Annotated in this window: 17 protein-coding genes; 4 read left to right on the top strand and 13 right to left on the bottom strand. The window is 50.7% G+C overall.

Annotated elements, in window-relative coordinates; genetic code table 11:
• Window positions 1–60 precede the first annotated feature (60 nt).
• The 4 genes from rhaD to AC3WT9_RS02005 all read right to left on the bottom strand — a co-directional run bounded on the left by rhaD (window position 61) and on the right by AC3WT9_RS02005 (window position 5082).
• The gene (gene rhaD / locus AC3WT9_RS02020; RefSeq protein WP_341378882.1) at window positions 61–906 is read right to left on the bottom strand and encodes a rhamnulose-1-phosphate aldolase; all 846 of its coding nucleotides are present in this window, start codon (window positions 904–906) and stop codon (window positions 61–63) included.
• 57 nt (window positions 907–963) lie between these two features.
• Window positions 964–2220 (bottom strand): L-rhamnose isomerase, encoded by a 1257-nt coding sequence (gene rhaA / locus AC3WT9_RS02015; protein WP_341378883.1) that lies wholly within the window; start codon window positions 2218–2220, stop codon window positions 964–966.
• A gap of 205 nt (window positions 2221–2425) precedes the next feature.
• Complete coding sequence (gene rhaB, locus AC3WT9_RS02010; protein ID WP_341378884.1) at window positions 2426–3904, bottom strand: rhamnulokinase; 1479 nt, start codon at window positions 3902–3904, stop codon at window positions 2426–2428.
• A 26-nt stretch (window positions 3905–3930) separates the two neighbouring features.
• Entirely contained in the window at window positions 3931–5082 is a 1152-nt protein-coding gene (locus AC3WT9_RS02005) for an iron-containing alcohol dehydrogenase (protein ID WP_076109447.1), read from the bottom strand.
• A gap of 360 nt (window positions 5083–5442) precedes the next feature.
• Between AC3WT9_RS02005 and AC3WT9_RS02000 the strand changes: the two genes are divergently transcribed.
• Window positions 5443–6198 carry a DeoR/GlpR family DNA-binding transcription regulator gene (locus AC3WT9_RS02000; RefSeq protein WP_341093881.1) on the top strand — a complete coding sequence of 252 codons (756 nt, stop codon included), beginning with the start codon at window positions 5443–5445 and terminating at the stop codon, window positions 6196–6198.
• A gap of 182 nt (window positions 6199–6380) precedes the next feature.
• Here the strand turns inward: AC3WT9_RS02000 and AC3WT9_RS01995 are convergent, their stop codons facing one another.
• The 5 genes from AC3WT9_RS01995 to zwf form a co-directional block, all read right to left on the bottom strand.
• The gene (locus tag AC3WT9_RS01995; protein ID WP_341378885.1) at window positions 6381–6788 is read right to left on the bottom strand and encodes an IS3 family transposase; all 408 of its coding nucleotides are present in this window, start codon (window positions 6786–6788) and stop codon (window positions 6381–6383) included.
• 97 nt (window positions 6789–6885) lie between these two features.
• Window positions 6886–7035 (bottom strand): transposase, encoded by a 150-nt coding sequence (locus tag AC3WT9_RS01990; protein WP_341378886.1) that lies wholly within the window; start codon window positions 7033–7035, stop codon window positions 6886–6888.
• 497 nt (window positions 7036–7532) lie between these two features.
• Window positions 7533–8822, bottom strand: coding sequence for an L-cysteine desulfidase family protein (locus tag AC3WT9_RS01985; protein ID WP_341378887.1), 1290 nt, complete (start codon window positions 8820–8822; stop codon window positions 7533–7535).
• Window positions 8823–9037: 215 nt separating this feature from the next.
• On the bottom strand, window positions 9038–9931 hold the full coding sequence (gene gnd, locus AC3WT9_RS01980) for a phosphogluconate dehydrogenase (NAD(+)-dependent, decarboxylating) (protein ID WP_038593194.1): 894 nt from the start codon (window positions 9929–9931) through the stop codon (window positions 9038–9040).
• A gap of 71 nt (window positions 9932–10002) precedes the next feature.
• Window positions 10003–11541: a glucose-6-phosphate dehydrogenase gene (gene zwf, locus AC3WT9_RS01975; protein WP_341378889.1), complete on the bottom strand. Its 1539-nt coding sequence runs from the start codon at window positions 11539–11541 to the stop codon at window positions 10003–10005.
• 200 nt (window positions 11542–11741) lie between these two features.
• Between zwf and AC3WT9_RS01970 the strand changes: the two genes are divergently transcribed.
• Window positions 11742–12056, top strand: a complete 315-nt coding sequence (locus AC3WT9_RS01970; protein WP_341378890.1) for a winged helix-turn-helix transcriptional regulator — start codon at window positions 11742–11744, stop codon at window positions 12054–12056.
• Between the two features lie 101 nt (window positions 12057–12157).
• On the opposite strand, the gene AC3WT9_RS01965 is transcribed toward AC3WT9_RS01970, so the two are convergent.
• Complete coding sequence (locus tag AC3WT9_RS01965) at window positions 12158–16912, bottom strand: LamG-like jellyroll fold domain-containing protein (protein ID WP_492407479.1); 4755 nt, start codon at window positions 16910–16912, stop codon at window positions 12158–12160.
• A 458-nt stretch (window positions 16913–17370) separates the two neighbouring features.
• Here AC3WT9_RS01965 and AC3WT9_RS01960 point away from each other — a divergent pair, with 458 nt between their 5' ends.
• Window positions 17371–17565, top strand: a complete 195-nt coding sequence (locus tag AC3WT9_RS01960; RefSeq protein ID WP_341093886.1) for a hypothetical protein — start codon at window positions 17371–17373, stop codon at window positions 17563–17565.
• A 289-nt stretch (window positions 17566–17854) separates the two neighbouring features.
• On the opposite strand, the gene AC3WT9_RS01955 is transcribed toward AC3WT9_RS01960, so the two are convergent.
• Together AC3WT9_RS01955 and AC3WT9_RS01950 are read right to left on the bottom strand one after the other, a co-directional pair.
• Window positions 17855–19288 carry a DUF5605 domain-containing protein gene (locus tag AC3WT9_RS01955; RefSeq protein ID WP_341093887.1) on the bottom strand — a complete coding sequence of 478 codons (1434 nt, stop codon included), beginning with the start codon at window positions 19286–19288 and terminating at the stop codon, window positions 17855–17857.
• A 34-nt stretch (window positions 19289–19322) separates the two neighbouring features.
• On the bottom strand, window positions 19323–20912 hold the full coding sequence (locus tag AC3WT9_RS01950) for a glycoside hydrolase family 43 protein (RefSeq protein ID WP_341093888.1): 1590 nt from the start codon (window positions 20910–20912) through the stop codon (window positions 19323–19325).
• Window positions 20913–21048: 136 nt separating this feature from the next.
• On the opposite strand from AC3WT9_RS01950, the gene AC3WT9_RS01945 reads away from it, so the two are divergent.
• The gene (locus AC3WT9_RS01945) at window positions 21049–21906 is read left to right on the top strand and encodes a helix-turn-helix domain-containing protein (protein WP_341378891.1); all 858 of its coding nucleotides are present in this window, start codon (window positions 21049–21051) and stop codon (window positions 21904–21906) included.
• On the opposite strand, the gene AC3WT9_RS01940 is transcribed toward AC3WT9_RS01945, so the two are convergent.
• Window positions 21903–23354, bottom strand: coding sequence for a glycosyl hydrolase family 28 protein (locus AC3WT9_RS01940; RefSeq protein ID WP_341378892.1), 1452 nt, complete (start codon window positions 23352–23354; stop codon window positions 21903–21905). The two genes, AC3WT9_RS01945 and AC3WT9_RS01940, sit on opposite strands and share 4 nt — an antisense overlap.
• Window positions 23355–23383 lie beyond the last annotated feature (29 nt).

The raw sequence follows: 23383 nt of genomic DNA, 5'->3' as shown, positions 1-23383 counted from the left end.
AAACCGGACAAAGGCAGATAATCTGCCCATGTCCGGTTGCCCTTCGCAATGAAGTGTATTTTATAACTCCAGGATGCCGGCTTTGGGTGTAACATGGAAAGCCGCCGCCAGATCCGCCAGCTGGCGGTCGGTAATTTTCTGTTTGATTTCTCTGCCAGCGATCAGGTTATAGACAATCGCCGCTTTCTCAATCGTTTCCACCAGACCAAAGGTAGCATCCATCGTACCACCGGTCACAAAAATGCCATGCTGCGGCCAGATAACTACCCGGTATTCCTTCATTTTATCGGCTGTGGCGCGGCCGATTTCACTGCTGCCGGGAACGATCCAAGGAATAACACCCACGCCGTCCGGGAAAACCACCAGACATTCGGTGCACATTTCCCATAAGGTTTTGGTGAATTTCAGCTCATCCAGATCATGCGTGAAGGTCATGGCAATGACATTGGTAGCGTGGGTATGCAGTACGATCCGGTGGTTGGGGTCCACCTTCAGGCGCTCAATATGGCTCATGAAATGGGAAGCCAGCTCGCTCGTCGGCACGGCGTTGTTGCGCAGACCCCAGAGCACTTCTACACTCTCGCCGCTGTCCGTGACACGCAGCACACCGAGATTGGCTTCCGGGTCTTTGATTACATTCCTGAAATATTTGCCGGAGCCGGTGACGATGAAATATTTGCCGGCCAGCTCAGTGACCGGGAAAGTCAGGTTAATCGTCCGCAGCGGCTCCCGTACGTTAATGTATTTAGCAACCTCATCCTCTTCCAGCAAATAGCTGACGTTACCGCCGTTCAGCTCATCCCAGCCGAGCGACCACATGTGATGGGTAATCTCCGACATTTCCTGAATAAATGGCGCCTCGATGCCGGCAATGTATCCTTTGGACTTCATTACGGATGTACTCATATGTCTTCTCTCCTTTATATACACTGCTTAATTAGTCACGTCTTGGTTAGCCGTTGCCTATCTTGCCGCCAGCACTTCCTGCTCGTAGCTCTTGACCTCAGCCAGCCATTGTTCACGGACCGGTGTATTCTGCGAAGCGCAGTAATAATCCCAAACCGCGCCAAATGGATAAGACTTAAATTCTTCGACAAGTGCGAGCCGGGAAGTGTAATCACCGGCCAGTTCAACAGCCTTCAGCTCCGCTACTGGTTCCAGCATCGCACGCAGCAAGGCTTTGAGCGTGTTGCGTGTGCCGATAACCCATGCCGCAATATGATTGATACTGCCGTCGAAGAAATCCAGACCAATATTCGTGCGCGGCAGCAAATCTCCGCGGACCAGCTCCCGGGCAATCTCCAGCAGTTCATCATCCATGGTCACCACATGGTCACTGTCCCAGCGGACCGGTCTGCTGACATGCAGCAGCAGCTGCTCGCTGAACATCAGAATGGAGGACAGCTTATTCGAAATCACTTCAGTCGGATGGAAGTGACCGGCATCGAGGCAAATCGCTTTGCCCCGGGTCAGCCCGTAGCCCATATAAAATTCATGCGATCCGACCACATAGCTCTCCGAACCGATGCCGAACAGCTTGCTCTCCACGGCATCAATATTATACTGTGGATCAATCTCTTCGCTGAACACTTCATCCAGCGACTCTTTCAGCCGTATCCGCGGCGCCAGCCGGTCCACCGGGGTATCCTTATAACCGTCAGGCACCCAAAAGTTGGTGACGCAGGGTTGTCCAAGCTCACGCCCAAAATGTTCGGCGATCCGCCGGGAAGCCTTGCAATGCTTAATCCAGAAGCTGCGGATGGCTTCGTCTGCATGGCTCAAAGTGAATCCGTCTGCCGCATTCGGATGGGAGAAGCAGGTCGGATTAAAATCAAGTCCAAGCCCCTGCTCCTTGGCCCAGTCTACCCACGATGCAAAGTGGCGCGGTTCCAGTTCGTCCAGATCCACCTTTTCATCTGTGTCGGCATAAATCGCATGCAGGTTGACCTTGTGTTTGCCCGGAATCAGCGATAAGGCCTTCTCCAAATCCTGACGCAGCTCCTCTGGTGTGCCGGCGCGGCCGGGATAACTTCCGGTTACGGCAATCCCGCCGCTAAGCTCCTTATCCTTAAACAGAAAACCTCTAACGTCATCTCCCTGCCAGCAGTGCAGTGAAATCTTGATCTGTGCCAGCTTCTCCAGTACTTCATCCACATTAATGCCATGAGCGGCGTACAGTATCTTGGCTTCGTTAAAGCTGTTCATGATGCTCTGATCCATGGTGCATCCTCCTAAAAGTTTTGTGAGCATCTGCTCCATCGGTTTACTTCGGGCAAAACTCGCTTCGAAAGCATAGGCTTAGTTTTGTGAGCGATACTTCCGGGAATACTCTTCGAGCAAACTTGCTCCGGAAGCATACGATTTAGTTTTGTGAGCATCTGCTCCATCGGTTTACTTCGGGCAAAACCCGCTTCGAAAGCGGAGCTTATGCGCTTTCACCTGCAGCCGTTTCCGCTGCATTCAGCTCCTCCCAGCGGACCAGCAGCCCGCCAAGCTGCGGCATAGGCCGGGGTAGATAGGATTTGATCTCAAACGATTGCCCGATCAGTGCTCTGGCCTCGTGGATGTCCGAGACCTTGCCCGACTGGATCAGCTGTACCGCAATATTTCCCAGTGCGGTAGCTTCAGCGGGTCCTGCAAGGACCTCCTTGCCGATTACGTCTGCGGTCAGCTGGCACAGCAGCTCGTTGTTTGCTCCACCGCCGACGATTTGCAGCACTTCGATGGCTGTGCCAGTAAGCGCTTCGAGCTCTTTCAAATAGCTGCGATAGGACAACGCCAGACTGTCAAAGATGCAGCGTGCCAGTTCACCCGGCGACTGCGGAACAGGCTGGCCGCTCTCGGCACAGAATAGGCGGATTTCTTCTATCATATCGTCCGGATTCAAAAAACGCGGATCATTGCAGCCAATCAGGCTGCGGAAGCCTTCAGCGGCAGCGGCCTGTTCAGCCAGCTCAGCGAAGCTGTAGCGGTTGCCGTCCAGCCTGCGTACCTCCTGGATCAGCCACAGTCCCATAATGTTTTTGAGGAACCGGTATGTGCCATAAGCACCCCATTCATTGGTATAGTTGGCTTCTCTTGCACTCCGGTTATTAATCGGCTGATCCAGTTGAGCGCCAAGCAGCGACCAGGTGCCGCTGCTGATATATGCTGACGAACGCCCGCTTTGCGCCGGGATGCCAAGGACGGCGGAAGCCGTATCATGGGTTGCCACGCAAATGAGCCGGCATTCCGGCAGATCATACTGCTGCATCAGTGAATCACTGATGCTGCCTAGATCTTCACCGGGCTCGGTCAGCCCGGCGAACTGCGCTCTTTCAAGCTGAAGCAATGCAAGCAGCTCAGGATCGAAATCACGGCTTGCGAGATTGAGCAGCTGAGTGGTCGAAGCATTGGTGACCTCGTTGATCTTCCGGCCGCACAATCTATAGTAGAGATAATCGGGCACCAGCAAAATCTGATCCGCCTTAGCCAGCTCTTCACGGTCATGGACATACAGCTGGTATAACGTATTAAATGTTAACTGCTGAATCCCCGTCTTGGCATAAACAGCTTCCGGAGAAATGAGCTTCGCCACCTCTTCCATGACCCCATCCGTCCTGCGGTCCCGGTAAGCATATACCTCCTGGATTCGGTTTCCCTCAGCATCCAGCAGGACGTAATCTACAGCCCAAGTGTCAATCCCTAGGGTGCATTTCGTCACGCCTCCGGCTTTTGCTTTTTGCAGCCCGATAAGGATCTGCTCCAGTAAGTAATCCACATCCCAGAAGCAGGAATCGTTGCGCTCGGTGAATCCATTGCTGAAGCGGTGAATCTCCTCCAGGGTGAGACTCCCGTCCACGATGGTTCCGAGCACTAGCCGCCCGCTGGAGGCGCCGATATCGACGGCGATATGATTGTTCATAGGGAATCTCCTTATTAAAAGATGTTCTAGAGGATTTTGCGGAATAGGGCAATGACTTCTTCTTTGGTAGGAATGAATGGATTTCCTGGTGCACAGGCATCCTTCATCGCATTTTCAGCGAGCAGGTCAAGATCAACCTCATCTACACCCAGCTCGGATAATTTGGCCGGTATGCCGACTTCCTTGGACAGCGCTTTAATTGATTCGATTACGAAATCGGCGCATTCCTTGTCGCTTTTGCCGTTCACCTGCAGGCCGATCGCCTTGGCGATACTTCTGAATTTCTCCGGTACATATTTGGCGTTTTCTTCTTCTACATATGGCAGCAGCATCGCATTGCACACCCCATGCGGCAAATCATATACTCCGCCAAGCTGATGCGCCATGGCATGCACATATCCGAGTCCGGCATTGTTGAAAGCCAAGCCTCCAAGAAAAATTGCGTAAACCATCTGCTCACGCGCTTCAATATCATGGCCGTCTTTCACCGTGCGGGCCAGATTGGCAAAAATAAGCTCCACCGCAGCTAATGCCGTTGCATCGGTGACCGGATAAGCTCCTGGCGTCACTAATGCTTCAATAGCATGAGTCAGGGCATCCATTCCTGTTGCCGCAGTAAGCGCGGCCGGCTTGTCGACCATCAGCTCAGGGTCATTCACCGAGATGGTGGCAATGCTGTTCTTATCCACCATAACCATCTTCACCTTGCGTTCCTCATCCGTAATGACATAGTTGATCGTCACTTCGCTTGAAGTTCCGGCGGTAGTGTTCACCGCAATAATAGGCAGCGATTTATGCTGTGACTTGTGTACACCTTCGTACTCTGCGATATGTCCGCCATTGGTAGCAACGATGCCAATGGCTTTGGCTGTATCCTGCGGCGAACCACCGCCGATAGACACCAGATAGTCGCATTCATGCTGCTTCAGGAAATCAACGCCGTCATGGACATTTTTACAGGTCGGGTTAGGCTTGACTTCATCATATACAACATAATTAATTCCCGCTTCATCCAGAACAGCCAGCAGCTTGCCGGCGATTCCGCTCTTGACCAGAAACTTATCGGTGACCACAAGCGCTTTCTGCAAATTCAGCTCTTGAATGTACGGGCCGATTTCCTTCAGACAGCCTTTTCCCATAATGTTGATAGAAGGAACATAATAAACATGAGTACTCATTGATTGACCAGCCTCCCAGGCAATTTATATACAGCGTTTACAAGTTAACACTCTTTCCTCTGCAAGCTTGGTTTCATTCGGCTGTGGCACTTCAGGCTGGTCTCTGAAGATTCGCAGCGGACCGGCTCTGGCGCTCCTCTAAGAGGCATGCGCTTTCAAAGGAATAATGATATCCTCATCGTATCGCCCCCGATCTTTGTTGTCAACATTTAAAATAATAATTATGTTGTTTTTATTTGTTTATTGTCTGTTTCACGAAGGTTATAATAGAATTAATGTTGTTTCTCCTTAGTTTATTGCAAAACACAGATCGTTAGGTCTATATTTATAAAATAGTTCTAACTCCGGAAAGGTGATTATATGCTCGCAGCTGAAAGACGCAAAAAAATAATAGATTTGGTGCATCAGGATAAAAGAGTTCTGGTCTCTGATTTAAGCCGCATGTTTGAAGTAACGGAAGAAACGATCCGCAGGGATCTGGAGAAGCTGGAAAAGGACGGCATTTTAAGCCGCACATACGGGGGGGCTATGCTGAACAGGCATACCAATGAGGATCTGCCGTTTGTCACCCGGGGCGCTATCAATACTGATATCAAACGCAACATCGCGCTTAAGGCGCTTGAGCTGATTAATGACGGTGACACGTTGATGGTCGATCCCAGCTCGACATCCTTTGAATTCCTCAAGCTGCTGGGCAACAAAAACAATCTGACGGTCATTACAAACTCCATCAATATTTTGCATGAGTTCGCCAGCTCCGGTATGAATATTATTTCCTCCGGCGGATCTTTGCGCCATCGTTCACTCTCTCTTGTGGGCCCAGTCGCCCATGACACAATCCAGCGCTACAATGTCGACACTGCCGTGATCAGCTGCAAGGGTATTGATATGGAACGCGGTATCACCGATTCCAACGAACCGGAGTGCGAGCTTAAGAAATACATGCTGCGGCAGGCCGAAAAGGTTGTGCTGCTCGCCGACCATACCAAATTCGACAAAACCGCCTTTACACAGCTTGTTCAGCTTAGCCGAATCGACGTGCTGATCACGGACCGCAAACCGTCAGAAGCCTGGCTCAAGCGGCTCGCGAAGGAGCATGTTGAGGTGCTGTACTGACCTCTGCGGGAAGGCCTGGACGCCCAGGAAGATAGTTGTGGCAATAGGAGACGTATGAAAGCAATGGAAGAGTAAAAAGTGGCAATACGAGGATATTACTGGGGCAATAACAGGGCTACAATAGGGGTGTTATAAAAAATAAGAGCGGCACTTCCCTCCTTTAAGGATGAGAAAGGCTGCTCTTATTGGGATAGTTCATGCTTAGAGTCGGTAGTCTGTACACGGTAGGGTTTAGACACGACAGAGCGGAGCTTCATTTGCCGCATGTACACACTCACGGTGCGTTCGGTAACGGTATAGCCCTCTTGGTGCAGCAGACGGGTGATCTTCGGACTTCCATAACGCTTTTTATGATCGGCAAAATGATACTGGATTCGCTCCATGATCGCTGCTTTGCGGAGTTTCTGTGTGCTGGTTTCTCCCGTCCGCCACTTGTAGTAACCGCTCCTTGAAACGTGTAGGGTGTCGCACATCTTCTCCAAGCGAAACTCGGAGCGATGGTCCTCCATAAACTGGAATCTTAGTTCCTTGGTTTGCTGAAGATGTGCACCGCTTTTTTTACAATCGCCAGTCTTCTTCTGTATCGGCAAGTTTGAGTGCTTTCTCCTGGAGCTGACGGGTCGCCTCTTTCAACTGTGCCTCGAGTTCCCGTACCCGGTCCATACTCGCCACCGGTTCATTCTTTAGCTACCGATATTGACCCATCCACTGATGCAGCGTACTTTTCGGGATGTTAAGCTCTTCCGCTAAGTCACCCAAGGTCTTCGTCTGTTCTTGAATGAACTTCACGGTTTGCTTTTTGAATTCTTCGTTATACCGTTGTCTTTGTTCTCCCATGTGAACACACCTCCGTTGCTATCATTATCGGTCCGTCCGTTAACGGGTATCCACTATTTATTCTAATTGCAGCGCAATATGTGCATGGCGGCGGTTCTATACAATGCGTACCGGACTCCAGTGACGTTATTTCGGAAAATACCTTGTTTCCGGTCACATAGCGGACTCCAGAGATGTTATTTTTCATTCCCAGCGCCATTTCGCCGTTTTTTCCGGGAATAACGGCTATACGGTCCGTAAGAAAGACATTACGGCCTATTATTATAGAATAGCGGCTTTACGGTCCGTTAGCCGGTCTGGTAACGCAGAATGCTGTATCGTTTGAGCTTAGACAACAGTTGCATGAGTTGCGTCAGTCGTATCAGTCGCATCAATTCACGTTAATCACGCCTTTCACATCAGTCACACTTCTCACATCAGTCACATCAGCCACCCATTCACAGCATCTAAAACGTCAAAACAGCAGCCTCGTCTCACTACCTACCCAATCTGCCTGATTACATTACCTCTCCCTTAGACAGCATGATGTTAAGAATTGTCGTATCCGTTGCGGCAAGGCCTTCCTGGACCAGCCTCTCCATGTTGCGGATCGTATCTTCCACCTCTTCAAAAATCACCCCATCCCTATCGGTGGGCGAAATATTGTTCATGGCCAGTGTAGCTGCCTGAATTGCTGCATTGGTAGCTGTGGAGATTTTCAGCGCGCAGGTGGATTTCGCACCGTCGCATATCATGCCTGACAATGAGGCTATCGTATTCTGTATCCCGTGCTTAATCTGCTCCAGGCTCCCGCCCATCAGATAGATGATCCCGCTGTTGGCCCCTACTCCGCCTGCGATGCCCGATCCGCATAGCGGGGACAGACGCCCGATATAATGTTTGACATGGACGGTGATCAGATTGCTGAGGGCCAGTGCCCGCGCCAGCGTCTCCTCGTCTTTGTTCATGAGCCGGGCGAGCTCAATCACCGGCAGCGTACACGCTATGCCCTGATTCCCGCTGCCTGCCGTTGTCATCACCGGCATTGCACTGCCGTCCATCCGCGCATCGGAGGCTGCAGCCGTAGCAGCGATAACCTTGTTGGCCACATCATTGCCAAACAGATTGACCGCCGATTGCTGCAACATTTTTTTACCCACCTGCAGTCCGTAATCTCCCCGTAATCCCTCATCGGAGATGGCCTTGTTCATTACCGCACCTTCCAAAAGAAACTGAAGGCTGGAAAAATCGGCGGTCCGGACGAACTCAAAAATCCCGTCCAGGGAAACCGCATAAACCTCAGGGTCCAATTCCTCGGATCCCTCACAATCCGCCTTGTCTTTTGGCAGATCAAGTGCGATCCCGTCCTTGGACAGAAAGATCACATGCGTATGCTCTTTGGCAATAATCGCTGTAGCTGTGTGGCTCTCACTGTGTACCCGCGCCTCAATATACAGTTTCTCGGGCGTGTTTTTCAGCTCCACTTCAAGCAGCTTCCGGTCAATGATCTCGTTGGCTTTACTAAGCTCTGCCTGGGACAGCCCTGACAATATCTCGAGCTTCTTATGGGACCGGTGAATCACCGCCCCCAAGGCAGCTGCAATGGGCAGACCGTTTTGTCCGGTACCGGGGATACCTACCCCCATAGCATTTTTAATAATATTCCCGCTAAGAAACAGCTGAATCGACGTGATTTCTTCCTGAACCAGCTCCGCTGCTAAGGAGACTGCATAAGCGACGGCGATCGGCTCCGTACATCCCTCCGCCGGAACTACTTCCTTTTTCAAAACATCCAATAAATTAACCATGTTCGATATCACCATTTCCTCTTGTTGTCGGAGCATTTCTTATATAGTACAGGAATATTGCCGAGAGATCGACCCTTCTTCTCTGGAAATTGTCCGTTCATGCCATTTCTCTGGCGGTCTTAACCTGTTTGCATTGCAAAAAAGCAGCAAGCCCCAATACCGCGATGGTATTAAGTCTTGCTGCCTATTGTTATCCTATGTGCTTCCAGAACTTCTTATTTGCTCTCCACTGCATGGCCGCCGAATTCGTTGCGCAGTGCGGCGACCACCTTGCCGGTGAACGTATCGGTTTCAAGCGACCGGTAGCGCATCAGCAGCGCCATGGCGATGACCGGTGTCGCTGCCTGCAGGTCAAATGCCGTTTCCAGCGTCCATTTGCCCTCACCCGAGGAGTGCATAATCCCTTTGATCTCGTCCAGCTTGGCGTCTTTGGAGAAGGCGCGTTCTATCAGCTCCATCAGCCATGAGCGGATGACGGAACCGTTGTTCCACACGCGGGCAACTTCTTCAAAGTTGAAGTCATAACCGCTTTTCTCCAGCACCTCAAAACCTTCGCCGATTGCAGCCATCATGCCGTATTCAATCCCGTTGTGCACCATCTTCAGGAAGTGGCCGCTGCCGGACTTTCCGGCGTACAAATACCCGTTCTCCACAGACGTATCACGGAACAGCGGTTCGACCACTGCCCAGGCTTCCTCGTCTCCGCCAATCATATAGCAAGCGCCATTGCGGGCGCCTTCCATCCCTCCGGAGGTTCCTGCATCCAGGAAATAGATTCCCTCCTTGCTCAACGCCTCATGGCGGCGGATCGATTCCTTGTAATGTGAATTTCCGGCCTCGATAATGATATCGCCTTTAGACAGCAGCGGTGTAAGCTCAGCAATAACAGAATCGACAAACTGATGCGGAACCATAATCCAGGCAACCCGCGGGGTTTCCAGCTTATTAACAAGCTCGGCGAGACTTTTCGCCATAGCTGCACCTTTAGAACCCATCTCCTCCACCGCAGCGGCATTCACATCAAACGCTACAACTTCATGATCATGCTCCAGCAGGTTCTGGCCCAGATTGAAGCCCATTTTCCCTAAACCGACTAATCCTACTTTCATTAGATATCCCTCCGAAAATTATTAATTGGATTTTATAAAACCAAGTGCGCAATTAGTTACAAAGGGCTTAATCAAGCACCCGGCCGGATGGCCACAGGATCGGTCTCATGAACATCATTCGGCTCTTGCTGCTCCGCAGGGAGCTCTTCATCCAACCACCAATGATCCTCTCCAAGCAGCTCATCGGCCGCATCCGGTCCGTAGGAACCCGCTGCATACGAATGAAGCGGCAGAGTGCCTTCCTCAGCGGCTTCAATAATCGGCTGAACCCACTGCCAGGACAGCTCGACTTCCTCCCAATGGGCAAAGAAAGTAGCATCTCCAAGCAAAGCATCGTAAATCAGGTTCTCGTAAGCTTCCGGCAGATCCGGATTGCCGGATTCATGCTTGATGCTGACCGGCTCCAGCTGCCCGTGCTGGCGCGGATTTTTGGTGTTCAGCTGCAGTGAGATACCTTCGCCGGGACCGATTTCGATCACCAGCAGGTTAGGATCAAGATCCAGCTTCCCTCTGTTTTTGTTATGCAAATCATTAAACGGTTCTTTGAACTCTATAACGATTCTTGTTGATTTCTCTTTCATCCGTTTACCGGTACGGATATAAAACGGCACCTCACTCCATAATGGATCATCAATCCAAAGGCGGGCCGCGATATAAGTCTCATTCTGCGAAGAACCTTCAATACCCGGTTCGGAAGTATAGCCGGCTACCTCGTTGCCCCGGATTTCACCAGCAGCATATTGTCCACGGACCACATGCCGGTCCACATCTTCTTTCAGCAAGGGACGCACCGAGCGGATCACATGCCGCTTCTTGCTGCGGACATCTTCCGGCGTACTGCCCTTGGGAAGCTGCATCGCCATCATCATCAGCAGCTGCAGCATATGGTTCTGGAACATATCGCGCAGAGCGCCGGCTTTGTCATAATAACCTGCCCGTTCCTCTACCCCAACCGTCTCAGCGGCTGTAATCTGAACATTAGCGATATAGCGGTTCTGCCACAACGCTCTCAGCACCGGATTCGAATATTTCAGCACTTCAAGATTCTGAACCATCGGTTTACCCAGGAAGTGGTCGATCCGGAAGATTTCCTCTTCTGTAAAAGCTGCATTCAGGCTGTCATTCAGCTCCCGCGCCGATTTCAAATCTCTGCCGAACGGTTTCTCGATGATCAGGCGTTTCCAGCCTTTGGTGTCACCGAGTCCGCTTGTGTTAATGTTGCCGGCAATCGGCCCGAAAAATTCAGGACCTACAGACAAATAAAACATCCGGTTCTCCGGAATGTTCAGCAGTTCCTCACGGCGCTGCACATGCGCCAGCAATTTTTTATAATCCTCCGGACGTCCAACGTCCAGCACGCTATATTCAAAAGCCAGCAGGAAATCCTGCAGCTCCGCCGATTCTTCTACCTTCCGCCGGGAAAAGGTGCGCAGCGAATCCAGCACTTGCGCCTGGAAGGTTTCGTTACTGAGCTCTCTTCTGCCGAGACCAATGACCGAGAGAGGACCGGAAAGCTTGCCATCTGCGAACAAGTTATATAATGCAGGGTATATTTTACGTTTTGCCAAATCTCCTGTGGCGCCAAAAAGTACAAAGGTTGATGATTCCACTTTCATTCCTCCCGTTGTTGTCAAATGTTTATTAGGTTACTTATTATTACTCGCAAACTTTTATAACACCCATCATACGACTGCAAAAAGTATTCGTCAACCTCATTCTGACATTTACGAAAAGTACTTATTTTCACGAACTTTTTACTATGCTATAGTAAGGAGGATATTAATAATAACTGTGAGGGGTGGGAAAGGCAATGAAGCAGGATTTCAAACCGTTGCTCGCCAAGGTGGAACAAGCCTATCATATCATCGGGAAGAAATGGGTTAATCTTATCATCCACGTTTTAATGGAGGGGCCCAAGCGCTTCAGCGAGCTGCATGCCATCATCCCTGATTTAAGCAAACGAATGCTGAATGAACGCTTGAAGGAGCTTGAAGAGTGCGGGTTGCTAAATCGTGTGGTCATCCCGGACCGCCCCGTAAAAACGGAGTATTCGTTAACGGAAAAAGGGCAGGAGCTTGGAGCAGCACTCTGCCATGTGGAGGTATGGGCAATGAAATGGTTATAGCTCCAGCCCCTTACCGTAAAAAAGAGGGAGTACCCAAGCCTTAACGGCTTCCGGTTCTCCCTCTTTTCGGGTTACTATTATTTGCAAATGTCTGTTAATTGTTAATTACTGTTCCGATTGTACTCTGCCAGCACATCTTCCGCCGAAAGCGTATTGCTATAGACCTTCAGTTCGTCGATTAATCCTTTGAACGGTGGATTCCAGTAATTAATGCCCAAAGTAAACACGGCATTCTTATTGGTAAACACATCCGGGAAACCCGTGCCGGAGAATTTCTCCGATCCGTTGATGTACACTTTGACTTCACCTTCACGCACTGTAAAAGCGACATGTGTCCACTCATTCAGCGGGATTAGCAGACCGGTCAAAGCATCATACCAGGCCGTTCCTGACCACAGCAGCGTCTGTCCGCCGGCATTTTGCAAGACCAGGCTGATCCAGCTGTCCGTGGTGCTTGCACCGAAAAAGGCGGTAGTGAAATCCGTCAGCTGCGCAGGATTTAACCACATGGAGACAGAGTAGGTGCTGCTGTTCAAAAGCCCGTCAGGCAGCCGGATCCCGGATGCACCATCGAAGACAGCCGCCTGTCCGGCAACACCTGTCCCATAGGTAATACTGCCGACCGTTGCACTGTCCACTTTGTCACCAGTTACCTTGCCCGCCGCAGACAGCTGCAGCGAATCCTGCAAATTGCCGTCAAACGCATAATATGCTATTTTCCCGTCTGTAACCTTCACTTGATAGCTGGACGTAACCGTGCTGCCATCTGTCGCCTTTGCAGTAATACTTGCATCCCCGACCTTCAGAGCCGTTACTACACCTGTAACTGCATCGACAACTGCGACTTCGGGAGTGCTTGAGCTCCACTCCAGCTGCTGGTTGCCGGCATTGGCAGGCAGTATGCTGACCACCGGGGTATAACTGTTGCCTACAGCTACTTGTTGAACTGCTGTACCGAAGGATATCGAGGTCACCTTCGTATCCGTTTCCGGCTCACCATTCACCAGCCAGCCCACGGCTTCCTCTGACAATGCTTTTTCATAGACCCGGAACTTGTCAACCAGACCTTTGTACGGGATATCCCAATAGTTGACGCCGAGGGCAAACACGCCGGAATCATCTGTAAATACGTTGGTAAATCCGCTTTTCGTCGATTTCAGCACACCATTCACATACATTTTGACTGTACCGGCATCGTTGGTAAAGGCCACGTGAGACCATTCACCCGCCTTAATCTGCAGGCCTGTATCCGCATCCATCCAGGCCTCACTGCCAAACCACAGCCGGGTGGTTGCGACACCGTTACCGTAAGGAAGCAGACTGATCCAGTTCGTATCGGACTCCGCTCCGAAGAACGCAGTCGTAAAGGCCGTCAATTCATCCGGATTCAGCCACATGCCCACGGTATAAGAGCTTCCGGAAATCAGACCGTTTGGCAAACGGATGCCGGAGCTGCCATCTAATTGAGCTGCCTGTCCGTCTTCACCGCTTACATAAGTGACCGTACCGCCGGTGTTGTTCACCCGCTTCCCCGTTACCGTCCCCGCTTCAAGCCGTCCGCCGCTTTCCTTGAGATTGCCCTCAAAGTCATAGGCGCCAACTAAACCATCCTCCAGTTGACTGCCGCTAAGTGCTACAACACCTACTGTGAAGGTTTTGGTAGCAGTCGCATTGCCAAGCCGAATCGTAGCTGTCAATTCCACAGACGTGTCACCGCTGCCGGCCTCCGGCCGTGTTACCTTCCCGTCATTTCCAACAATGGCTTCATTGGACGAAGACCAGGAAATCACAATACCGCGTACACCTTCGCTCGGCAGGGTTAGATCCTTGTACACTTTACTTGTGTTACCAAGTGTCAGGCCGCTTGTAGCATTAGCCACCAGTTGCTCATCGCTTAGTGTTTCCAGCGCACTGCCCCAGACGGCAACACCTTGATCTGACATGGCGGTGAAGGACATGACATGATCTTGGCGCGTGGAATCCCACAGCTTGACGAATACACCTTTGTACAGCCGTTTAACCGCAGTGCCGTTCTGTGTCTCGTTGATGAGCAGATCAGCATAATAATCGTCTTTCAGTTTCCAGGTCCCGGTCACCGGTCCTGTAATGGTTCCGTCTGCCAGGAGTTCAATACCAACGCTTGATTTAATTTTGGCACTGATATCCTTGCCATGGTTGATAAACTGGTAGGCACCGGCAATGTCTTCCGCCGCTACTTTGCCGATAGTTTCGCCGGAGTAACGGTGCGGCGCGACCACCGGCCAGCCGTCCTCGTTCATAAACATCTGATGTACGCGAAGCTCATGAGCTTCGCCCCGGTAAGGGAACCGGGTATGGAAGAAGTTAAACGTCTTCCCGCTGTCTTCATCGTAATATACCGAATTGTGGCCGGATGAGACATAGCCATAGACCGGGAATTCCGGATCGCCATTCACGTTGGTGAACAGGAAGTTGCCCAGCAGCTTGTTGCCGTATGCCGAGTGGTCACCATCTGTGGTGAGCACAGCATCCTGCCCTGCTGCATCCTTGTAAGGTCCGCTTGGGCTGCTCGAACGGAACTGCCGCATACTGTAGCCGCCATCTGCCGCAAGACCGCCATAGGTTACATACAGATAGTAGTAGTCAGTCTTTTTGTCGAACATTACATACGGGCCTTCACCGGATTTATAATTGCCTCCCGAGATTTTGGTTCCAAAATAGCGGTCGATGATTCTGCCGTCCGCTGTCATCCCGTCTTCTCCGGGATACTTTGGCCCCCCGGTTGCAGGATCAACCTCCAGCACGAAAATCCCGCCCGACCATGATCCGTAGGTCATCCACAGCTTGCCGTCCTTGTCATAGAACAGCGTAGGGTCAATGGCGTTTGTGTACATTTTATTGTTATACGTACCGTCGGTATTAAACCAGGCCGGATTCATTGCCTCCAGTGTTCCATCATCTATCAGCGCCTGAATGTTGGTATTCGTCCATTTTTTGTTAACATCACTGTTCGCATCATAAGCTTCGCCTGCCGTGAAGCCGGAATACAGCACGGTTCCCCCGTAGGTGTAAGGTCCTTTAATATTTTGCGAAACGGCGTAGCCAATGGCTGAACGAATATAGGTGGAGGAAGTGGAATAATACATCATATAAGCGCCCTTGGTTCCATCCTCGTTTACATAGTCCGTATTCCAGAAAACATCAGGTGCCCAAACGGAGAAACCGCCTTTGCTGTCGGAATCGTTCTCCCCGGCCCAGGCGAAGGATTCCGCCAGATTCGCGGAAAGATCACCGTAGAGTACATTATCCGGCGTTTTATAGCCGTTGGTGAAAGTGCTCCAATTCATCAAATCTTGCGACTCAGCCGCCTCGATATGCGAACCGAAGACATAATACGTATCGCCGTCCTTCACAACTGAGGGATCATGCACAGATACATTGCTGAACACCGGCGCGGTCACCAACGGCGAAACCACCGGTGTCGCCGTTGGTGACGGCGTTGGTGTCACACTTGGTGTCGCACTTGGCATCGGACTTGGTGTCGCTGTCGGTGATATCGGGGTCCCTCCCCAGCTGCCCGCAGTCGCCGTAGCCGTTGCCGTTGCCGCTGGTGTTTCCAGCTTGATCAGGGAACTGTAGGCCGGGTCAAAAATCACTTTGCCGCTGCCTTGGACAGTAATCTGCTCCTTCACGCCGACCTTCAGATTTTTGATCTCTGTGCCCGCTTCCACACGCAGTCCCGTCTTACCGTTAAGCGTCATGTCCGTGATGCTGCCTCTGTTTAATACCAATGTCGGCTCACCCAGTGCATTCACGACTACCGAGTCGAAGCTGCCGCTAAGCTGTACCACCGAATTTTTGGACAACGTCTGTTCCACTGTAATTTTACTGAAGCCCGTCCCGGTTGCAGCTGCATCCTCCTCAAGCTTGACGCCGGACTGAACAATGACGTCCGTTACAGAGCTGCTGCCTTTGGCTATGACGCGCAGCTTCCCGTTCTTTTTGTTCACCACCAGCCTGGAAGCCGTTGAATTGCTCATGACAACGCTGTTTTCACCGCCGCCAGTGACAACTATTTTGCCTTCGACCTTTACGTTGTCGAGGGTAATGTCCCCTTCAGCAATGCCTTCGGTGAGATACAAGTTGCCCGCAATGCTGGCGTTCTTGAGCTCCACTCCGGCGGTGCTGACAATAACATTCCGGGCAGTCAAATCGCTGTAGGTTCCGCTCTTAAGGATGATTTTCCCGGACAGCTTACTGATTAACCGTAGTGCCTCAGCTCTCGTTACCGCTCGTTTCCCCTTAATGCTGCCATCCTCATACCCGCTGAGGAAACCGTCTCCCAGCAAAGTAAGTACAGCTTCCCTGCTCCACTCCGGCAGCTCCGCGGCATCCTTCGGCGCTGTAGCAGCGGCCGAAGCATCAAGCTGGAACAACCGGTACAGCATCACGGCCGCTTCCTGACGGCTGACCGTTTGGTTGGGACGGAAGGTTCCGTCGCTGTAACCCGACAAAAAACCGGCTGATACCGCTTTCATAACATCGTTATAATAAACGCTTCCTTCCGCAACATCACTAAACCTGCTCTCGCTCAGAGTCTGCAGATTAAATACTCTGCCTACAAGTGAAACCCACTCTGCGCGGGTGATGTTCTGCTCCGGTTTATAAACACCGTTCCCATAACCCGTGAGCAGACCATTATCTACCCATGTCTGAAAATCATCCTGTGCCCAGTGGCCTGTATAGTCAGGCGCTGAGATTTTGGCGGTAAGCTGCCCCGCCTTGCTGTTATCGTTCACAGTCCCGGAAGCCGCCATGATCGGCGAAGGTACAAGCAGCAGCAGCGCAAGAAACGAAGACGTTAGCTTGCCAGTCATCTTGTTCAAATGTGAGATCCTCCGATTCTAAAAAATAGTCATGCCTGGCCTTGCGATTACAATATCAGGAAATTAGCGGACTACTTTCTGGTATGCGGCACCTCCCCTTTTATCACCTACAAATAAAACGCTTTCATGTAGTCATTAAAAAAATGTTCTGCCGTAAGGTTTAGTTTATTTTAGATAAATTAAAACTAAAATATCATAAGTCGGCTTGAACGGTTTTATTTTAACTGTACAATCGACAATTAGTCAATTAGAATTTTATATTAAAATAAATCGTTTTATATTTATGTTGATTATAAACTTCAGCAAAATAAAAAATATGAAATGAAACGCTGTGATAAGCTTCAGGCTAGCAAACGAATGTATATCACTGCTACAGGAGTCGTTGACGAGGGAGTGCTTATGATACAATAAGAACACTAACGAAAGCCAAAATGTGGAGGTGGAAGTTCGTGTCAAAGTTTGAAACAACCGGGGTCATCACGGCGAATGTGTACAAGGTAAGCCCGGAGCAGAAAGAACAGCTGGAGCTTCTGGCAGAGGAACGGCTTCAAAAGGCACGTGAGGAGGCAATACCGAATATTCTCAAGCGGTACGAACAGCGGCAGAAAGAGATCCGGCAGTTAAAGGATTCATCGAAGAAATAAGCAAAAACCGATGACTATTATAGATCGAGTCGGCATTAAATGATAACGGGATCATTTATATTGTCACTACAAGTGGAAACGGCTTCGCCGTCCTCAAAAGGACGGTATCCGTTTCAGCGAGAAATAGAAGGATAATTTATAGCGTGAAGCATATAAATTCTTATCTTTTAAAAAAACCTGCAAGCACAAATGCGCATGCAGGCTTCTTTGATAACTATCCATGTACAGAATCCAAAAAATGCGAAGACTGCACTCCGCTTACTTACCGCAAGCAATGGAGGTCCTTGGGCTAATTCACTACAGTAATCCGTAAGGCCATATATTGCTTATTAGGCAGCTCGATGCGGTAGTCTCCTCTTACTAGCTCCTGCACAGCAGTGATGGTCATATTCCACGTATCGATAATTTCAAGCCGGTAATCATGATCGGGTGGCAAAATCAGCTTCTTATAAGCCGGCCGCTGATTGCCGTAATAATAGAGATAATATTCGCCTGCCTTCCCTGCACCTCCATCCAGCATGGGCATGGGGAGCGGGTCGATACCCTCTTCAGGTCCCTCCTCCATGATACTGCGGAGGAAGGAGATCCGCTCGGCACTGTCCCCGTGAAGTTCTCCCCCATGAGACCACCATAAAATATCGCCGGGATGCACATAGGTTTCGCCATGTCCGGCATATCCGCCCCGCACCGCCGCCTCCCAAAAACGCCGCACTAGCTCCTGGGCTGTGATATTGCCCCAGTCATGGTTGATATTGCCCTCATAACAACATTCATCAACAAGTACCGGCTTGCGGTAGGTATTGCGCCATTCCTTGACCCGCAGAAGATCAGGATGCTGAATACTGCAATGAGTCACCCACGGTTTGCCGTGATCATAGAAGCCCTGCCAGTTATGATTGGAACGCAAATGCTGGTATGGATCAAGCTCCTGCACCAGCTGAAAATAATGATCCCAGTCTTCCGTTTTTTTCGCCCGCATCAGATCATGTTCATTGGCCATCGACCACCAAATATTCCGGAAAGCCGCCAGCCGTGCAACGACATAACGCAAATAGAAGTCATCACTTTCACGGTCCATTGAGGAGAAACCCCAGCGGTCATACGGATGGAAAAGAATAATATCCGCCTCAATCCCCAGCTGCTGCAAATCCAGAATACGCCGCTCCAGATTGGCAAAAAAGACGTGATTAAATCTGCGGAAGTCCCAGCCCCCGGATACAGAGCCCTGAAAAGCATAGTCCGCTGGATCAACCAGATTATAGTCATAATGCTTGGGGAAAATGCACATGCGGATTTTATTGAACGGCCCGGACTTCAGCGTTGCCAGGGTCTGTTCCTGCAGTTCTTCCCTCTGATGAGTCCAGGCATAGCAAGTGGTGCCGAAGGAAAAATGTGGTGAGCCATCCGCATAGGCAAAATGATATTGATTGCTCACACGTACCGGCCCATGGTTACCTTCTCCAGCTTCCACGCAGACAAATTCTCCACTGATACCATCCAGCTCCGCGATGTTGCAGCGGGTTATATATGTCCAAGTCCCCACGGTGTCAGGCATGAAACGGACTTTATAGCGTCCTTCGCCATCATAGAAACCATCTGGCCGGAGCACGCGGTTGTTGTATTTAAACTCGGCGGTCAGGTCAACATCCACAAATGGATTGCCGCTGCAAGGCCCGTTCAGCTCCAATTCAAACAAACCCCAGCGTTCAGCTTCCTGTTTCATTCACAAGCCCCATTTCCTCTTATTACCTGCGCCATTATCCTTCCAGTGCTTTATATTCAAAAAAGTCAAAATACGCCTTTTTACTCTGCTGGTCCAGGTCCTGAGCGCAGACTCCTGCATAGGAGCCGGTGAACCCGAGTTTGCCGCCATATTCATCGGAAAGTGTGCCGAAATCAAGCGGTGTGCACATCGCTGTCCAAACCTCCCCGTCCGGGGAAGCATAGAACACGATATCCCGCCCGTTGATCTCTGCCTTGAGATAATAGCGCTCCCAATCCTTCACCGAGATTTGCATGGAGGAGATTTCATCGTATTTACCGGCTCTGCACAGCACAACGCCAAGGCTCACGCCGCGGATCTCATCGGCCGTCACCCGCAAATAATAATAGTCACTGTCATCGTAATAAAGTACCAGTCCCGCCATTTCCATCATGCTAACAGGACTAAACTCCATACAAGTGGACACCCTGCAGGCAAAATGCTGGATCGGGCGGGCGACTAGACTCTGATTATGCAGGGAAGCCAGCGATTCTCTGCCAGTCAGACGCAGAAAACCCGGACGCTCCGTCAAGCTGACCCATGAAGGATCAAAAGGAATACGAAGTCCCTGATAGGGATACCCTAGCTCTTCGCTATCGAACTCATCACGTTCCGGCAACGATTCAAAGGGATGCGGCGGCAGATCCGGCGCCTCTGTCACAAGAGCAGGCAGCTTCCCGCCATGCGCCAGCCGCAGCCAACCGTCTTCGGTCCATACACAGTGCTGGATCGCCGTCTCCCTGCCGAGCGGATTCATCGTCCCCGTCCCGGGAATCGGCCGTGTGCACAAATGGGCCATATACCATTCGCCATTTTGTGTTTCCACCAGTGACCCATGACCGGCCTGCTGGAAGGGATAGGTCAGATCATGGGCGGTCGTCATTATCGGATAATCGGGATCTGTTTCATAGGGTCCGGTCAAGCAGCGGCTTCTCGCCATGGTGACCATATGGTTCACACCTGTGCCGCCTTCAGCAACAAGCAGATAGTAATAACCATTACGTTTGTACAATTGTGGACCTTCCGTAACACCGGTCGGTGTCCCATTATAGATTTCGTGCACCGGACCGGTCAGCTTACCGGTTGAGAGATCATATTCCTGCATAATAATGCCGGAGAAATTGCTGTGGCTCTTGCGGAAATCCCAGCGCATATTAAGCAGCCATTTCCGGCCGTCTGTATCATGGAACAGAAAGGGATCAAATCCGCTGCCGTTCAGCCGGACCGGCTCACTCCATGGCCCCCTAATATCGGGCGCTGTAATGAGGTAGTTATGCAGATCCTTATACACGCTCTTGCGGGATTTCACATCCGTAAACAGCAGATAATACAACCCGTTATCAAATGAAAGCGCCGGTGCCCAAATGGAACCAGAACTTACGTTGCCGCGCAGATCAACCTGCGAAGACTCCGTCAGCACACGGGTAAGCGAGTGCCAGTGAATCAGATCACGTGAATGGTGGATCTCAACACCCGGGAACCATTCAAAGGTGGATGTAGCAATATAATAATCATCCCCAACCCGTAAAAAGGACGGATCGGGATGAAAACCGGTCAATACCGGATTCACAATCGGTTGCGCCATAAATTCTAAACCTCCAGGGATGATAGAATTGTCTATTTAAATTTTGGATTTACAGTTAATATCGTAGCGCTTGCAGCGGTTGAAAGTTATAATGAGTTATTATAAAATGTTTGTATTTTGTCATGATGGAGGAACTATGAAGCAGCTATTCGAACCTGTTATTTTCACGGATCACAAGTCGCTAATCTGGGACTATCAGCTATACACTGATGACTATTACAAGGGCTACTACCACTGGCACCAGTGCTGCGAGATCATGTATATCCACAGCGGTCAGGGCAATGTTGTCGTCAATCAGCAAATGTACGATATCCGCTCCGGCATGCTGTTTTTTTTCCAGCCTTATCAGCTGCACCGGATTTATTCGGAGGTCTCTGCGGAATACCCATTTGTGCGCAGCATTTTCTATGTGGATCCGCATACCGCCGAGAATCTGCTGAAGTACTTCCCCAAGCGCAAGGCGCTCTTCTCTGCCTTATGGCAGGGCAAGAACACCTATTGCGGATTTGATCTCGGCAGTCAGAATGAGGCCATACAATGGATTTATAACCAGTATGATCAGTGCCGGACCCATTCCCCAGTGGAAGATTCCGAGGATATTACAATGCTGATTACGCAATTACTGAGCTGCCTGGGAACCGGCGGCAACATGTTGATCCAACCGGAGGAACGGCGGAATCTCCGCTATTCCGAGCAGATCATGAACTGGATCGAGGAGCATTACCAGGAAGAGGTGAACCTCGAGCAGCTCGCAGCGGAGACCCATTTGTCGAAGTCTTATGTCTCGCGGATCTTCCACCAGGAAACGGGAAGCCGCCTGGTCGACTATCTGACCGCCCGGCGGATCAAGCAAGCCTGCCGCCTGCTCAGCACAACGGACATGCCTGTGGAGCAGATCGGTATCACGGTCGGTTTCCCGAATGCCTCCTATTTCAACCAGCTGTTCAAAAGAGTCCTCGGCACCACTCCCCTAAAATACCGGAAGAGTAACTAACGGGTATCTTCGCTCACAAAAACAATATTGCGCGCATATTCATTGATCAGCATTAGGTCTGTGCGCGCCTCTCCTATCACTTCGCCATTGATCTGCAAATTGATAAATGATACACCGTCTACGCCCCGTTTTCCATCGTATCCATAAATACGGGAAGGTTGGATGTCAGCGCCGTCGAAGCGTACATTGCGGAACGTAATATTTTCGATGCCCGAGCCCGGTTCCGGATTGTAATCCTTGTTCATCACCACACGCAGATCCAGCAGCTGACCCTGCTCAATCCGCTCCACCCTGATATCGCTATACAGGATATTCCGCACCGTATTGCGGTCCCCGGCATTAATAGCCAATGCTCCCCAATAATTCTCCTGAGGTTCATGATGCTCCAGAATATCGATATTCTCGAACACAATGTTCTCGATCAAATCCCCGCTCCGCCGGTGATCTCCATGGGTGCCAATCATCAGCGGATGAGCCACATCGGCCCATAGAATGGAGTCCCGTACACTAATGTCCCGGCTGTCTCCATAGAAATCCCATCTGGAGCCGTAAATGGCGATGCAGTCGTCGGAATTCCGCATGAAGACATCACGGATGTCAATATCGCTGCTCGCCATGATGTCGATTCCGTCGCTCCAGCCCCGTGTGCTGAATGACTTCAGGTTGTTGATCGAAATCTTAGCAGACTGCCCGATAAACACACTGTAATGCGGCGGATCAATGACGGTAATTCCTTCCACATTCACCCGTTGCGAGAAGACAATTCGCACACCGCGAAAAGCCGAAAACCGGTGGAAGTCCGCCAAATAAATGACACCCCGCCCGTGGATGGTTACATCCTCTACTCCTTCACACACCAGTGAACCTACTAGGACTGACCCTCCGGCAAGATATACGGTCGTTCCTGAGGGTACCGGAAATACCGTTTCTTCGATGTAATGGGTGCCTGATGCAAAATAGAGTGTTTGCGGCATTCCGCCTTCGGCCTCTCTGGCCGTTGCGAGCAGGCTTAACAGATCGGGGGTCCGGTGAATGCCAGGCTGAATCAGGTGCACGTTGGCATACCCAGGCTGAGGCACATTTTCCTCCTGCTCATTCGCGAACAGATGCAGATTACGGAAACGGTCGCCGTTAATTTCCACCGAAAGCTTTTGCGGGCCGTTCAACAGGAAAGAGAGTTTGCGGCCATCCTGCTCAAATTTGATATTTCTTGCTGCCGGAGCAATGTTCACATGAGTAATTTCTGTATAGAGGCATGTGATTTCCACTTCAGCCATACCCTGCAGATCAAAAAAAGCGAGCGATGTCGGGCGGACCTGATGCATGTCCACTTTGACCTCGTAAATCAAAAGCGGCTGCCATTCCCCTCCAACCGGACGAACCTTAACCCTGAAATCCTCCCTGAGCGGTATGTTATTGGGAGCGTTATAGATTTGCACTTGGTTCATTGACCTGAGTCCCCCCTGTAATTTTCCTA

The sequence above is a fragment of the Paenibacillus sp. EB106-06-01-XG199 genome (assembly GCF_058791575.1).
The sequence above is the reverse complement of the archived record's forward strand: the minus strand, read 5'-3'. Positions and strand labels throughout refer to the sequence as shown.